This window comes from Candidatus Anaeroferrophillus wilburensis (assembly GCA_016934315.1).
Taxonomy (GTDB): Bacteria; Desulfobacterota; Anaeroferrophillalia; order Anaeroferrophillales; family Anaeroferrophillaceae; genus Anaeroferrophillus; species Anaeroferrophillus wilburensis.
The window spans coordinates 91798-106236 of sequence record JAFGSY010000035.1 but is presented as its reverse complement, the minus strand read 5'-3'; the positions used below and the strand labels follow the sequence as shown (position 1 = coordinate 106236).

The following is a 14439-nucleotide window of genomic DNA, read 5'->3' as shown; positions in this document are numbered from 1 at the left end:
TTGGGATGCCAGCAGCTCCCTGGTTATGGCGGCCTGGGAAGTTTTAACATTTGGCACCTGCTGTTCCCAGCGCTCCAGTTCAGTTTTGGCCTTTTGCAGCTGTTCCTCAATAAATACCCGTTCACGTTGGGCATCAGTCTCGTATTCGAAGTCGAGATAATAATTTAGCTCGTTAATAACTCGGTCTAGCATGGTGGCGGCAAACTTGGGGTCTTCATCGACCCAGGAAATAGTTATCAGCTCGCTTTTTTTGTCACTGGAAACGGCATAAATGTCTTCCAGGACTTCATCCTGGATCGTTTTAACGATGGACGGCTGATCTTCGGGGTCATCCTCTTTCCATTTTTTTTTGTCAGCATCCCAATCATCCGCAAACAGATAGGGCAGCAGGTCGTATTTTTCCAGGAGTCTTTCTTTGAGGGTGCGGCTTGAGAGGAAGTCCATCAGTTTCTGGCCGGTGGTGTCGCCGGTGGGCAGGCCGAGGGAAAAGGGCAGGCTGCCGGCCAGGGCACTCAGTTTGCCCATGGTGCCTGAGTCAGGGGTAGTGGGTTGGAGAACGGCGGTTGACCGGTAGGTCACTGGCAGGATGAGAACGATGATCACCGCCAGGATGGTGCAGCCGAGAGTGAAGAGGGAGATGAATTTTTTCGCCCCCCAGATGACATTCCAGTATTCCAGCAGGTCGATCTCGTCCTCTTCATAGGGGGCGGGATAATAGCGACATGGCTCCTGGGGTGGCTGATGGTGGTCGGTGGTCATGGATTACTCCGTTGTCAATAGCGGCGCATCGTGTCCAGGTCCCTGCCGGTCTGCAGGGGCGTGTTGTAGGGGTCAAGGGGGTAGAGGCTGCCGGGCTGGGCAACCGTCTGCCCCTGGTCACGGGTAAAACTGGTAAAGGTGTAACCCAGGTGGCCCGGGACATCGCGATCCTTGAACAGGGCCAGCGGGAAGCGGATATAGACTCCTTTTTGCTCCGCGGCGCGGTTTTCCGGGGCGCTGAAGCAGCTGGTGTCGGTCTTGGTGTACCAGGCGCCGATGGTAAAGTATTTGAAGGAGCGGCGCAGTTCAATGCGGACGCCGGGGTCGCCGGCCAGGAAGCGGCCGATCTTCAGCCCTCCCTCCAGCCCCTGGCTGGGCCACAGCTGCGCGTAGAGGTTGAGAAACGCCGTGTGGAACCAGCCATCCATGCCCGCTTCATCCCGCAGCTTGATGTTGTTGTTGACGTCGCGCTTGCGCACCGCCTCGCTTTCCAGGCCAACACCCCAGCGGCCGTCGTGAAACAGGCGGAAGACCTCGCCGCCGAAGCCGGCAAAGGCCCGTTCGAAGAGGCCGGCGGCCAGGCGGCCCTGCCATTGCCCGGGCAGGGTGGCATACTGCTCCAGAGCGAACATGGTGAGCTGGGGGTCGGTCTGCCGCTGATATTCAACCAGGTCGGTGCGGACAGAGTCTTCCTCCAGCTTGTCATAGATCAAGTCGTCGAACTGGTTGAACAGGACCAGCTCCACCTGGCCCACCAGCCTGGCTCCCGGCCACAGGCGGCAGCCGCCATCCAGCAGGGCAACGCCCTTGTGCTTGAAAAACCCGGCCTTGTTGTTGAGAAAGGTGAACAGGCGCGGGTTGATCTCGTAGTAAAAGCGGCTGTCGCCGCCGACCTGCACCTTCCCCGGGTTTTTCCGGTCAAATTCCTACCGATGCTCCGCCCCGTAGAGGGTCAGGTCAGCAAAGGTGTTCAGGCCTTCATCATCCAGGCGCTGCTCCATGAAGGCCTGGAAGCTGGCCCGCGGCAGGCACAACGACTGGACGATCTGCTCGTTGTGGCGCTGGTTGAGGTAAAAGGTTGCAACGCGTTCCGGCAAAAAGGCCTGCAGGGTGTCGGCCAGGTGGCCGAAGGCCCGCGGAATCTCCAGGTGGCGGCTGTTGACGAACTCCACCCAGATGGCGTCGTCGGCACATTGGACCCTAAGGTCGGCAAACCCCTGGCGGCTTAGCTGGGCGGCCGCCAATTGGGCCAGTTCGTCGTTGTCGGCCCGGGCGGCCCGATAGCGCAGGCTGGCGCCCGGCTCGAAGGGTTCGGTCCGCTTCCAGCCCAGCAGGGAGTTGAGCTCCAGCGGTGTGGCGAACTCCAGCGTCCCCGCCAGGGTGTCGCCACGCAGCAGGGCCAGACCGCCCTGGAGATTTTCCCCGTGATACTTGATGCCCATATTGACCGGCCAGCGGTCGTCGTCATCATAAATTTCCAGGCCATGGTGGTCCCGGTAGCCAAAGAGCTTTTCCCGCCTGATGGGCGAATACTCGGCGCTCAGCGTCCATGTGGGCGCAAACTGGTATTCGATCCCGCCGAACATCCTGGTGCGGCGGAAAGGACTGGAAAGGAGAAAATCCAGCGCCTTGTCCTGGCTGACGCCGACATCGAGACTGCCGCCGGTGGCCAGGTATTCACCGGCCAGCACCCCCTGCCCCAGGCCGAGGGTCAGATCCCATTTGCCGAGCTGCTTGCTGGCGACGATATAGCGCTGGGCAAAGAGCGATGTTCCGGTGGCATCGAAGGCCCCCACCGCGATCTGCGGCAAGACCTCATCTTCCTTGTACAAAACCCAGCGCAGGCCTGCCGCCCGGTCCTTGTAGTTGCCGTAGTCGTAATCAGCAAAAGCGGTGATCGTGCTGATCTCGGTAAACTGGCCGCAGACCTCGAACCGGTCGAAGAGCCCCATGGCGCCGCCGTAGTAGCGGTAGGGGTCGGCATGGCCGTAGCCCAGGCGCAGATGCCAGTCCGGCAGGATGCGGGCGTTGGGCATATTCCAAAGACCGGTGTACGACTGCAGGGACGGCAGCGCGGCCGCCGCCAGCGGTGCGGCCATGCCAAACAGCAGAACCAGCACACTCCCTGCCAGGCGGACGGCAGCCGGCAGGCCGCAGCATTTCATACCCTGTCCCATACGCTAGATGGCAAAGAAAATCCCGGCCGTGGTGACGATGCGAAAGACAATCTCCGTCACGTCTTTGAAGACGCGCATGACCGGCAGCCGTTCCAGGTCTTCGAGGACCACCACCGCATCGCCGGGCATCAGCTCCTGGCTGTAAAAGCGGCTGAACATGCCCGACTGTTTGGCCGACAGCACTTCCCCGTTGGCCCGCTGGACATAAATATAGTCTTCATCGGCATCCTTGGTGGGGCCGCCGCTCAGTTCCAGATAGTCAGCCACGGTCAACCCCGGCTGGAAAAGATAGGAGTTGGGGGAATAGACGCTGCCGACAACCGAGACAAAGGCCGGTTTCGGTGGAATGTGCAGGTGGTCGCCTTCCTGCAGCTCGACGTCAAATACCGAACCGGTCAGTTCGCTGAGCGGTGCCAGGCGCATGCTGATCCGGCCGCTGGCCTTGACAGCCGCCAGCTCCTTGATCAGTTTTTGCGCGGTAATCTGGCTGACTTGCGCCTCGGCGGCGGAATCTTCGGCAGCCGCCAGCTGTTCCATCTTGGCAATATTGCGCTGGGCGGTCAGCTCCAGGGTTTGGACCATCTTGTCGATGCTCTGCTGCTGGACTTTCTGGGCCTGGAGGGAGGTGAAGGACGCGCCGTAGAAATAAGCGTTGTCGGTGAAACCGCCGGCCCGACGGATGACATCGGAGAGATATTCGCCGTCGGCAATGCTGTAGGTCCCCGGATAGCGGACTTCACCGCTGAGGGTCACGGTGGCCACCCGGGTGGCATCCTTGACCCGGGGGACGAGGACGTAGTCATAGGGCTGGAGGATGAAGTTTTGCTGATCGGCAAGATCGACGGTCAGGTGGCTGATGTCGGAAATCCCCTCTTTGATGAGGATTCGGGAAATCTCCACCCGGTCGGTACGGGCGCCGATGGTGGGGCCGCCGGCCAGATCCACCAGATTTTTGACGGTGAGGGCCGGATGCCAGACAAACTCGCCCGCCTTGCGCACCGCTCCGGCGATATGGACCGGTTCGTCGAAGTTGTAGTCGGTGCGCGACAGCAGGGTGACGCGGTCGAAGGCTTTGAGCTCCACCGGGGTGGCGTCGCTCAAGGCTGTTTGCAGATCAAGCTTCTCAATCGAGTAGCGCAGGGTTGCCTGATCGTAGCGGTACAGGTAGGCGTTGCCGTCGATATACTCGTGATCCTTGACGCCGCGCCGGCCAGCACCAGCAGGTCGGCCACCGTCAGGCCGGGGTGGAAGCCATAGGTCCCCGGCCGCCAGACGGCCCCGGAAACGGAGACGTTTTCCTTGATGCCCAGGTCAGCGCGGGAAAGAATCTCGATCGTGTCGTAGGGCTGCAACGGCAGCTGGTAGGTGCCGGCAAAAAAATCGCCCAGGGGAAACTTCTGCACTTCGTAGCGGGTGGTGGCCGGATTGTAGCGGTGCAGCAGGGCGTGGTCGAGAAAAGCTTCCGGTTTGAGTTCGTCTATCGAGTGCAGGATATCCTTGAGGGTCAGGCCGCTGGCATAGTTGAAGGTCTGGCCGACTTTGACATGGCCCATGAGGCGGACGGTGTCGGGCCGGTCTTCGGGAATGAAGGGCACTTCCAGCAGGCCGCCGGCCGGCATGGCCCGGCGGAGGGCGTCCTGGTTGCCGGGGCGGATATCTTCCACCTGGAAAACATTGGCGGCATCGTAGTATTTGACGTACAGGGCCTGGGAATAGGCGTTGGTCAGCAGGCCGCCGCCGAGGGCCAGCAGCTGTTCAACCGTTTTTTCCTCCTGGAGTTCGAAAATTCCCGCCTGGTAGACAGCGCCGGCAAGGGCGGCGGTTCGGCCGATGCGGGGCACGAAGATGACATCGCCGTCCTGGAGGATTTGGTCGGCTTGGCGATTGCCCTTGAGAATCAGGTCATAGAGATCAAGCCAGGTGTTCGCCTGGCCGTTGCGGTAGAGGGTGATGCGCCGCAGAGTGCCGGATTTCTTGACGCCGCCGGCGGCCTGCAGGCCTTTGAACAGGGTCGAAAAGGCCGGGACAACATGGAGGCCGGGGCTGCCGACCTCACCGACGACGTAGACTTCGACGCTGTGGAGGGTTTCCAGGGTGACGCTGACGTTGACCCCCTGGGTGTATTTCTGCACCTCGCGGCCGATGACCGTGTTGAGCTGTCCGAGGCGTTCGCCGGCCACCGCCACCACGCCGATTTTCGGCACGTTGATGGTGCCGTCGGCATCGACCGGGGAGATATACTGGGTGTCCTCGGTGGTGCCCCACAGGCGGATGCGGATCTGGTCGCCGGGGGTGATCAGGTAGTTGTCGTTGGGAACCACCTTCTGGGCCACCCGGGAACTGGCGGCGCTGAATAGATTGTAGCCGAACTGGTCAAGCTGGGCCGCCAGCGAGGACTGGTAGCGGCCGCGAAACTGGCGCTCCAACAGTGAGAGGCCGGCAGGCAGGTCAACCTTTTCCGGCCGGTCGGCGGCCGGCGGCGCGGTATAAGCCGGAGCAGCGGGGGTTTTTACCGTCTGGGTGACAATCTTTTCGCTGACCGGATTGGGGCTTACGGAGCCCTTCTGGTATTCCTGGATGATTTTTGCCTGGACATCGGCCGGCAGGGCCTGCAGCTGCTGCAGCGCCTGCGGATCAAGGTCGGCGGCAAAGGCGCCGAGGCCAAGGGAAAGAAAAAAGGTCAAAAAAGCAAGCAGACGGAACAATCTTTTCATGGCTTTTTAAGTCCTGAAATAAAACAGCGGGTTGCATTCTCAAAGAAAGCAACCCGCTGGGTAGAGTTCTGCAACGGGCTTATATAGTTGTCCCGTTCAACCGCAGCAGCCTTTGCCACCGCCAACCAAGGAAAATCAATGTCCGTGACCGTGCGCTGTGGTGGTACTGCTGCCGCCGCCGTCGGAACCCAGGGCCGCGGCACCGCCGATGACGGCCGCGGTTACGGCCAGGGTGGTCACCACCGCCGTGGTGGAGATGCCGGTACCGGCAGCAGCTTCGGTATTTGCCGTTGCTATGGTGCCGGGTGTTGGTACGTTTGCTGCCACCTGGCTTCCCGCAGCTTTATCGGCAGCGGCAACCTGTTGGTTTTCGGCGGCAAAGACCGGTGAGGCACAGAGAGCGGCGACCAGAAGACCCGCAAGTAAACAGTTCATCAGTTTCATGCTGTACTCCTTTCTGCAGTATGTCAGGATATGATGTTATCAGGATGTGCTTCAAAACATCAACTTAAAAACCCCTCCCCCATAACCTGCAGATTCGGCGTGACAGGGAGGTTAAAATAGTCGTATAATGCAAATATGGCTATACCCTTTCTAAAACAATGTCAGCAACAAAATAGTAAAGAACTCTAATCATGCGAGTGTTGTTGGTACATGCTATTCGGCTGTTTATCCTGGTTTCTTTAGTGTTCACTGTCGGTGGCTGCCAATCGGGGCAGCAGTGGTACCATCCCCACAAGCGGCTTTGCGATTTTCGGCTGGATGATGCCATGTGCCAGGAGATTGCCCTGGCCAAAGCCCGGGATGCCTCGCTGACCCCGCAGCATATTGCCGAGGTCTACAGCCGGGTCTACAGCAACTGTCTCAGTGCCCAGGGCTGGCAGCCGGTTGGCACCCGGTCTGAACCTGTTGTTTTTGCGGCGGTGCAGCTGCGGCAGACGCTGGCGGGTGTGACCTTTGCGGCTGACCGTCTGTCAATGACCCTGGCGGGGGCATATCAAGTCCTTCAGCAGTCCGACACCTCGGCCCTGTTGCTGGCTGGCCAGACCTACCTATCGCTGATTTTTCAGCTCCACTCTCCCTCCCGTTTTTTGAAGATCCTGCCGCCCCTGGGGCCGGACGCGGTGTTGTTTGATCGCTGCCGGGAGAAAAAGGCCGCCAGCCAGTTTTACTACCAGGAGGTCAGCGGCCGGCTGATCTTCGCCTGTACATCATACCTTTATCCCGGTCGCCGTGACCGGATCATCATGACCTTCAGTCGGGATGTCTGTGCCATGCCGGAGGATTTCATGGAGCTGCCCAGGGAGCAGTTTGACCTGCTGCTTGCCTGTCAGCGCGAGTGGCAGGTGACGTTGGCAGCCCTGGCCGAGCAGCTGTGAGCTTTACCCCCTCAGCTTTAGCAATGGTGTAGATCTTTTTCTGCCCGGAGCCTGGTGCCTGCACAATCAAATCCACTTTTTGTTCACCGAACTTTTTCTCAAATTCCCGTAAAAAAGCTATCTTTGCCGGCAGGAGAGGGGTGTCATTTTAAGGATTCCCGGGTTACAGCATTCATCGCGGATACAGGCACTTACCTGCCCAGAAGGCCAGCCGGAAGCAATAGCCTATTTTCACAACACCATTAACCACATCATCAATACTCTTCGGCCGTTCATTGTCAACCTTACCAGAACCATATAAAATGGACCTGGATAACGCCAAAATTTTAAGAGCCCAGGGCTGCCTACTCGGCCAGCTGGCCGGCGACTCACTGGGCAGCTTGGTGGAGTTCCAGTCGGCTGAGCGGATGCCGCCATCACTCACCCCCACGTCATTTGCCTTCAGGTCAATGCATTCTTTGCGGTGGTGATTGCTGGAGCGATTGCCTACTTTGTCCGAGATGCTCACTTTTCAATTACGTCGGGCAGTTTAAGCATGGCTCCGGTCGCCCTTCTGGCTCCCTCCGCCATGCTTTCAACTTTTCAACCAGTAGCATAATTCATTCCTGTTTTTGAGTCATAAATTCAGAAACGGGGGGATAGTCAATCAACAAAAAATTAGGCTGTTAACTGATATCAGTTAACAGCCTAATTTAACTAGATAATTTGGCGCGCCAGGGAGGACTCGAACCCCCGGCCTACGGATTAGAAGTCCGTTGCTCTATCCAGCTGAGCTACTGGCGCCTGGCATTTGCTGATGGGAAAAAACAACGAGCCGAAAGTATACTATCGGCTCGGATTTGTCAATTATGGAACGAGCACCTTGCTCCCCGGCAATGCTTTTATGTCTGACGTTCCCAGTAGACCCGGGTAAGTTTCAACCCCTCAGAAAACTTGACTTCGAGATTGCCCTTGAAGGCGCTGTTCAAAGCCTTGCCCAAACGCACCGCCAGATGATCGCTGGTGGTGGTGATCTCCCATTGGGGCGGTTCTTTTTCCCAGGTCATAATCCGCTGCAGGGGATGTTCGGTTTTTGCCTGATCAGCCTTATTGACAAGCAGCTGCTCAATTTCTCCTGCGTGGCGTCGCAAAAATTCAGAGTCGGCGAGGTAGAGGTAGCCGGCCGGATTTTTATCCATTATCCGGCGGCAGGCGGGACAGACCACTTCATGCAGCTCTTTGCCCGTGGGCAGCTGCTGCCGGTCAAAATCATCCCACCACATTCCTTTCACGTAAACAATGCCACATTGGGAACAAACAGTCGGCTCAGGAAACTGCTTGTCACCCAGATAGGGATCAGAGCGTTTGAAATGCAGATCTTTCCGGTACACCTCGTTGACAGTTCGATTCTTCATTATCCCCTCCTTCACCGGTTAGATGACGACGCACCTTGGTAAAAAGTATAAAAGGAGGGACATGGGTTGTCAACTATCGCCCGCAAAGACCTACCCTTTATCCGGCAGATCAGCGGAATAGGAACACTCTTTCTCGGGACATTGCAGGAAATGCCCCCGGGATTTGGACGTTTTCTCCACCAGAAAAGGATGGCCGCATTGGGGACAAGTCAACGGATATGGCTTATTCCAGAGGGCATAGGTGCAGTCAGGGTAACGGGAACAGGAGTAAAATATTTTTCCCTTGCGCGACCGTTTTTCAACAATTTCGCCATCACAACCGTCCTGCGGGCAATGGATGCCGGTACCGATGGAACGGGTGTACTTGCATTCCGGATAACGAGAACAGGCGATAAACCGGCCAAAACGACCACTTTTGATAGTCAGTGGCTGCTCACATTCAGGGCAGTTGCCCAGCTGATCCAGCTCTTCCTTGGTTGCCGGGGGAACCTCCGGTCCTTCTTTCTGCTCAAGGTTTCTGGTATTTTTACATTCGGGATAGTTGGGGCAGGCAAGAAATTTGCCGTTGCGTCCCCACTTGATGACCATCTGGGCGCCGCATTTTTCACAGACCTCATCCGTTGTCTGCTCCTGCTGTTTCACTTCCTTCATGGTTGCCACTGCCGCCACCAGTTTCTCATTGAATGGCTGATAAAAATCGTCCAGCAGCTGTTGCCAGTCCTGTTTCCCTTCACCCACCAGATCCAGTTTACCCTCGAGCTGAGCGGTGAAACTGACATCAAGGATATCAGGAAAACTTTTTTTCAACAGCTGGGTTACCAACTCACCCAAATCGGTCGGGTAGAACTTTTTCTCTTTCAATTCCACATAGTCACGATCCTGAATCGTTGACAAAATAGTGGCATAGGTGGAAGGCCGGCCGATACCCTGCTCTTCCAGCTCCTTCACCAGCGTACTCTCAGTAAATCGGGGCGGCGGCTGGGTGAAATGCTGCGACGGGACCAGTTTTTCCAGGTTGAGCTGATCGCCTTCAGCCAATGGCGGCAGCTCGGTATCCTGTTCACTGACGTTACCATTATCCGTCCCCTCTTCATAGAGAGCCAGAAATCCGTCAAAAATCTGTCGCCGGCCCACCGCCCGGAACAAAAATCGTTCACCGGCCTGAATATCGGCTATCGTCTGAAAATACTGGGCCGGCGCCATCTGGCTGGCCGCAAAGCGGTTCCAGATGAGTCGGTACAGCTTAAGCTGTTCGGCAGAGAGGAATGGAGCTATCCGCTCAGGGTCATGCTCCATGGATGTGGGACGGATGGCTTCATGGGCATCCTGGGCGGCATTTTTATTTTTGAAATGTACTGCCCGGGCAGGAAGATAGTCATCACCAAAACGGTTTTTAATATAGGCCCGACAGTCCTGCAACGCCATATCTGACACCCGCACCGAATCAGTACGCATATAGGTGATCAGACCGGTGGGTCCGGCATCCCCCAGATCTACCCCTTCATAGAGCTGCTGGGCAACCATCATCGTTTTTTTAGCACTGAAATTGAGCTTGCGGGCCGCTTCCTGCTGCAGTTTACTGGTAATAAAGGGAGGCAGCGGATTGCGCCGGCGCTTTTTCTGCTCACATTTTGCAACCAGAAAGGGTACCGAAGTAAGCTGCTGAACGATCGTTTCCGCCTCCTGCTGATTGCCAACGACAGCTTTTTTGCCGTCGACAGCATGGAGCCGCGCGGCAAAGGGAGGTGGTTGCCGGCCTTCAAGATTGGCCTCAATATGCCAGTATTCCTGCGGTTTAAACGTTTGAATTTCGGCTTCACGATCACACACCAGGCGAACCGCCACTGACTGTACCCGCCCGGCGCTTAAGCCCCGGCGAACTGTTTTCCAGAGCAGGGGGCTGATTTTATAGCCCACCAGACGGTCGAGAATCCGCCTCGACTGCTGGGCATTCACTTTATCCTCATCAATCGCCAGCGGATTTTTCAGCGCTTCGGCAATCGCCTGGGGGGTAATTTCATGAAAAAGAACCCGGTAAACTCCCTCCCCGCGGCCCAGTTCATGGGCGATATGCCAGGCAATGGCCTCCCCTTCGCGGTCCGGGTCGGGAGCCAGATAAACGGCCTCGGCAGTTTTGGCAGCTTTTTTCAGTTCACTGATAATTTTTCCCTTGCCGCGAATGGTCACATAGGAGGGCACAAACCCGCCTTCCTTGGTGATCTCAATTCCCAGCTCCTTTTTCGGCAGATCTTTTACATGACCCACCGAGGCCTTGACATCAAAATTTTTGCCAAGGTACTTTTTGATCGTCCGGGCCTTTGCCGGCGACTCGACTATTAAGAGTGATTTTGTCATCTGCTTCCATTTTAGTGCCCCCTGGCATCCGGGGGCATACATCTTCAGGTGAAAAGGAACAATACAAAAAGGCAGAGTAAGGTGCTCCTCTGCCTCCCGCGAATCTTCACAGCACCGACTAACTGCTTTTCCCCGGACTAGTGATACATAACCTCAGCATCAGCCTCAATGAACCGCAGGAAGCGGGTTTTGGCGTCAGCGGCACTCTGGCTGAACATCACCACCATGGTGGAAATCATTTTGATCTCCTCAACCCCGACCGCCGGGGTATCCAAAAGCAACGCCTGATCAATAATCTCTTCCAGCAAAGGGGCATCAACCAGATCCAGGTTATGGAGCTTCATGAGATAGCCACGGGCCGGGTTGCTCAGCAGGCGCTTCTCCTCAGCGGTAAAAATGCGAACATACCGGCCAAACTCCTGGGCGTCAAGAGCCTCATCCGTCCGGTTAACCCCCCGGGAAAGGTTGGCAATCCAGTTAAAGGCAGCTTCAATCTCATCCGTTTCAAATCCCAGCGACAGCAGATCTTCAACGATTTCTCCTTCCTGATCAAGAACATCGATATCTTCCATAATATACTGGGAAATAATGCTGATTATTGCCAACATCCGTTCAAACATAGACAGTCCTTCCATATCACAGTTCTGGGAACAGCATCACCCCTGACAGCGGCGGGATAGCTCAGGAAAACGGTTTCCCATGGGATACGCCATAATACGCTTTCACCGGTGGTGAGGATTTCGCTGAAACCTGCCGGCATCAGTGCGCCAGAGGGTCCCTGCCAGCTCCAATCCCAGCACAATGCTGCTGACTTTATCGTGGGTCCAGCCGGAAATCTCCATCAACTGGTCAAGAGAATACTCCGTCGGCCCCATCTTGGCAAGGAGCAGTTTTTCCTCGTCCGAATGCCCCGTCACCCTGCCGGCCGCCGGCGTGCAACCCACCTCAGCTATGGTCTGCAGACGGGGCAGGCAGCAGAAAAGGTCATCGGCACTGTCAAGCAGCTGAGCACCCTCCTTGATCAGCCAATTACTGCCGCGACTGGCGGCACTGCCCGGCAGACCTGGAACCGCAAAGACTTCCCGTCCCTGCTCCAGAGCACAGCGGGCGGTAATCAGGGAGCCACTCTGCAGGGATGCCTCAACAACAACGACGGCCTCCGACAAACCGCTGATAATCCGGTTGCGACGGGGGAAATGGTGTTTTTCCGGCCGGCTGCCAAAAGAAACCTCGCTTACCAGCAGGCCATTGCTTTCAATCTCGGTCGCCAGGCGGCGATGACGGGCCGGGTAGCAGACATCAAGACCGGAACCCCACACCGCTACCGTTCTGCCGCCTGTGTGGAGACATCCTTCGTGGGCGGCACCGTCAATACCCAAAGCCATCCCACTGGCAACGCCGATATTCCGCTCGGCCAGTTCCCCAGCCAAATGGAAAGCAAAATGACGGCCATGGGTGGACGCCTTTCGCGATCCAACAATGGCCACCATCGGCGCAGCAAAGGCGTGTAGATCTCCTTTGCAATACAATATCGGCGGAGGATCATAGATATTGAGCAGATTTTTTGGGTACCGTTCATCGACCCGGGGGATAATAACGGCTCCCAGGTACTCCGCCAGCTGTCGCTCATGGGCAACAGACTGCCAGTCGGCAAAAGCTGATATCCGGACTGCCACCTCAGGGCTGAGGGCGCAGCGGGTCTGCAACTCATGGCCTGCAGCGGAAAAAACCTCTTCCGGACCATGAAACGCCTCTAGAAGACGGTCCACCCCTTTTTGCCCCAAACCGTCGATCATGGTCAGGGCCAACCAGTAATCCAGCGATTCCCGCGGCATCATACCCAGTCCAACACCATATCAAAGAAAAGGATGAAAAAACGCGGCTGCCAAACATCTCCCACAGCTGATTGCCCGGCTGGAGACAGGTCATCTCCCTCTGGACACCAGCATAAGAGGCCGTACTAAACAGAATGACAACTGTTAGTCAAGTTATTTTTTAATCTGCTTAATTTTTTTGAAATCCTGCCGATTAATATGGAGATATGGCTTTAATGCCAGCTGCCAATTCCTATGAATGGCAAAAGATACAGAACTTTAACGGTAGCCGTCGGGATCGGAATGCGGCTTGCATAGGATTGTCCACTGATGGGGAAATATCCCTTTTTATCGAAAAATAGCGACAAAAACGTAATTCTGGTTCCCCTTTCTTCATATTGCAGGCCTATGAATACTGATTTTTCTTCTCGCCGTCATGCACCACAAGCCGGCTTCACCCTGGTGGAGCTGATGGTCACCATGGTGGTCATAGCCGTCATCGCCTCCCTGACCTTTGCAGAGATCAACTCCCAGAGCTACCAGCTGAAAAGCAGCGCCAACACCCTGAAGGGCACCATGCAGCGGGCCCGGCTGGAGGCCATCAACCGCAATCTGGATGTCCGTATCGATTTTGACCCGGATGGCGACGGCACGGTAAATCACGGCTATAGCATGATTGATGCGGACGGGGTCACCGTTGAGACCATCAGCGAGGAAAAGGTTGCCTTTACCCCCAGTCCCGCTTCCCTGATGTTCACATTCACCCCTGAGGGGACCGGCACTGCCGGCAACATTACCATGATCACCACCGGCCGCCCGGCACCGGAATACAAAATCACCACCAACAATATCGGCAGGATAAACATTGAAAAGACCAAATAACAATCATCCACGGCCTTTTTCCCGCCGCGGCTTCACCCTGGTGGAGCTGATGGTGGTCCTAGTCATCCTGGGCATCACCGTGGTCGGCACCCTGGGGCTGGTGGTCACCCAGAACAAGGCTTACCATAGCGAGGAAGCAATTATCGACATGCAGACCAACGCCCGCCTGGCAATGACCGAGATTACCAGGATCGTCCGCATGACCGGCTATGGCTGCGCCGGCAGTTTCGGTGCCAATTACACCTCGGGAAACATGACCGTTGAAGGCGACGCGGTTGCCGACCCCCTCACCTCGCTGATCGCCATCAACACCCTGGCGGATTATGATGATGATGGCAATTATGACAATGAAAAAGATGCCGGCACGGATGACCTTACCATCGTTGCCGGCATGAAATATGTGGGGCAGGTTACCGCCGTCCCGGCAACCAACCAGATCACTCTCGACAGCATCGGCAACCTGAAGGATGATGACACCGATGCAGCCAAAAGCTATATCTATGTCTCCCCCAACATCAACAGGGCTTATGATGCGATTGACACCGTTGCCGGCACCACCCTCACCACCCATGCCAATACCGACGCCCAGGTGGGCGATACTGTCCATCAGGTGCAGGCCTTCACCTTCCGGCTGGTGGACGGCAGCCTGAGGATTGATGAAAACGTCGATCCTTCGACTGCCAACATGGATCGGGCAAACAACATCGAGGACCTGCAATTTCAGTATGGCATTGATACCACCGGGGACGGCTTCTACGACAGCTGGTCAGACAACCCGGCCAGCATCAACCGGATAAAAGCGATAAAAATCTTCATCCTTGCCCGGACCGCCAACCCGGACCGCGAGTATACCGACAGAAGAATCTACTCCATTGCCGGGGTCAATGTGGGCCCCTTCAACGATCATTTTCATCGTTTTCTCCTGGAATCAACGGTAATGATCAGAAACCTCAACTTTTGAGCTG

13 protein-coding genes and 1 tRNA gene are annotated in these 14439 nt (G+C 56.5%); 3 read left to right on the top strand and 11 right to left on the bottom strand.

Going from position 1 to position 14439, the window contains the following annotated elements; genetic code table 11:
- From JXO50_09375 to JXO50_09350, 6 genes are all read right to left on the bottom strand, one after another.
- The coding region (locus JXO50_09375) for a hypothetical protein (protein MBN2333300.1) at positions 1-759 on the bottom strand (759 nt) is incomplete at its 3' end.
- A 14-nt stretch (positions 760-773) separates the two neighbouring features.
- Positions 774-1658 (bottom strand): YjbH domain-containing protein, encoded by an 885-nt coding sequence (locus JXO50_09370; protein ID MBN2333299.1) that lies wholly within the window; start codon positions 1656-1658, stop codon positions 774-776.
- Positions 1659-1685: 27 nt separating this feature from the next.
- Positions 1686-2924 carry a YjbH domain-containing protein gene (locus JXO50_09365; protein ID MBN2333298.1) on the bottom strand — a complete coding sequence of 413 codons (1239 nt, stop codon included), beginning with the start codon at positions 2922-2924 and terminating at the stop codon, positions 1686-1688.
- A gap of 15 nt (positions 2925-2939) precedes the next feature.
- Positions 2940-4037, bottom strand: a complete 1098-nt coding sequence (locus JXO50_09360; GenBank protein MBN2333297.1) for an SLBB domain-containing protein — start codon at positions 4035-4037, stop codon at positions 2940-2942.
- On the bottom strand, positions 4034-5650 hold the full coding sequence (locus tag JXO50_09355; protein ID MBN2333296.1) for an SLBB domain-containing protein: 1617 nt from the start codon (positions 5648-5650) through the stop codon (positions 4034-4036). The genes JXO50_09360 and JXO50_09355 overlap by 4 nt, the downstream gene beginning before the upstream one ends.
- A 135-nt stretch (positions 5651-5785) precedes the next feature.
- Positions 5786-6094: a hypothetical protein gene (locus tag JXO50_09350; GenBank protein MBN2333295.1), complete on the bottom strand. Its 309-nt coding sequence runs from the start codon at positions 6092-6094 to the stop codon at positions 5786-5788.
- A 191-nt stretch (positions 6095-6285) separates the two neighbouring features.
- Here JXO50_09350 and JXO50_09345 point away from each other — a divergent pair, with 191 nt between their 5' ends.
- On the top strand, positions 6286-7029 hold the full coding sequence (locus JXO50_09345) for a hypothetical protein (GenBank protein MBN2333294.1): 744 nt from the start codon (positions 6286-6288) through the stop codon (positions 7027-7029).
- A gap of 706 nt (positions 7030-7735) precedes the next feature.
- On the opposite strand, the gene JXO50_09340 is transcribed toward JXO50_09345, so the two are convergent.
- The 5 genes from JXO50_09340 to dprA all read right to left on the bottom strand — a co-directional run bounded on the left by JXO50_09340 (position 7736) and on the right by dprA (position 12616).
- Positions 7736-7812: transfer RNA gene (locus JXO50_09340), tRNA-Arg, on the bottom strand.
- Positions 7813-7910: 98 nt separating this feature from the next.
- Entirely contained in the window at positions 7911-8423 is a 513-nt protein-coding gene (locus tag JXO50_09335) for an ATPase (GenBank protein MBN2333293.1), read from the bottom strand.
- A 90-nt stretch (positions 8424-8513) separates the two neighbouring features.
- Positions 8514-10778 carry a type I DNA topoisomerase gene (topA, locus tag JXO50_09330; protein ID MBN2333292.1) on the bottom strand — a complete coding sequence of 755 codons (2265 nt, stop codon included), beginning with the start codon at positions 10776-10778 and terminating at the stop codon, positions 8514-8516.
- Between the two features lie 137 nt (positions 10779-10915).
- Positions 10916-11398 (bottom strand): DUF494 family protein, encoded by a 483-nt coding sequence (locus JXO50_09325; GenBank protein MBN2333291.1) that lies wholly within the window; start codon positions 11396-11398, stop codon positions 10916-10918.
- Positions 11399-11500: 102 nt separating this feature from the next.
- Entirely contained in the window at positions 11501-12616 is a 1116-nt protein-coding gene (gene dprA / locus JXO50_09320; GenBank protein ID MBN2333290.1) for a DNA-processing protein DprA, read from the bottom strand.
- A 384-nt stretch (positions 12617-13000) separates the two neighbouring features.
- On the opposite strand from dprA, the gene JXO50_09315 reads away from it, so the two are divergent.
- The gene (locus JXO50_09315; protein MBN2333289.1) at positions 13001-13474 is read left to right on the top strand and encodes a GspH/FimT family pseudopilin; all 474 of its coding nucleotides are present in this window, start codon (positions 13001-13003) and stop codon (positions 13472-13474) included.
- Positions 13458-14435, top strand: a complete 978-nt coding sequence (locus JXO50_09310; protein ID MBN2333288.1) for a PilW family protein — start codon at positions 13458-13460, stop codon at positions 14433-14435. Before JXO50_09315 ends, JXO50_09310 begins: the two co-directional genes overlap by 17 nt.
- Positions 14436-14439 lie beyond the last annotated feature (4 nt).

What these genes read in the sequence shown, in the direction of transcription:
- JXO50_09365 (MBN2333298.1), bottom strand. Translation starts at nt 2,924, where the DNA reads ATGAAATGCTGCGGCCTGCCGGCTGCCGTCCGCCTGGCAGGGAGTGTG.
- JXO50_09355 (MBN2333296.1), bottom strand. Translation starts at nt 5,650, where the DNA reads ATGAAAAGATTGTTCCGTCTGCTTGCTTTTTTGACCTTTTTTCTTTCC.
- JXO50_09350 (MBN2333295.1), bottom strand. Translation starts at nt 6,094, where the DNA reads ATGAAACTGATGAACTGTTTACTTGCGGGTCTTCTGGTCGCCGCTCTC.
- JXO50_09345 (MBN2333294.1), top strand. Translation starts at nt 6,286, where the DNA reads ATGCGAGTGTTGTTGGTACATGCTATTCGGCTGTTTATCCTGGTTTCT.
- JXO50_09335 (MBN2333293.1), bottom strand. Translation starts at nt 8,423, where the DNA reads ATGAAGAATCGAACTGTCAACGAGGTGTACCGGAAAGATCTGCATTTC.
- topA (MBN2333292.1), bottom strand. Translation starts at nt 10,778, where the DNA reads ATGACAAAATCACTCTTAATAGTCGAGTCGCCGGCAAAGGCCCGGACG.
- JXO50_09325 (MBN2333291.1), bottom strand. Translation starts at nt 11,398, where the DNA reads ATGTTTGAACGGATGTTGGCAATAATCAGCATTATTTCCCAGTATATT.
- dprA (MBN2333290.1), bottom strand. Translation starts at nt 12,616, where the DNA reads ATGATGCCGCGGGAATCGCTGGATTACTGGTTGGCCCTGACCATGATC.
- JXO50_09315 (MBN2333289.1), top strand. Translation starts at nt 13,001, where the DNA reads ATGAATACTGATTTTTCTTCTCGCCGTCATGCACCACAAGCCGGCTTC.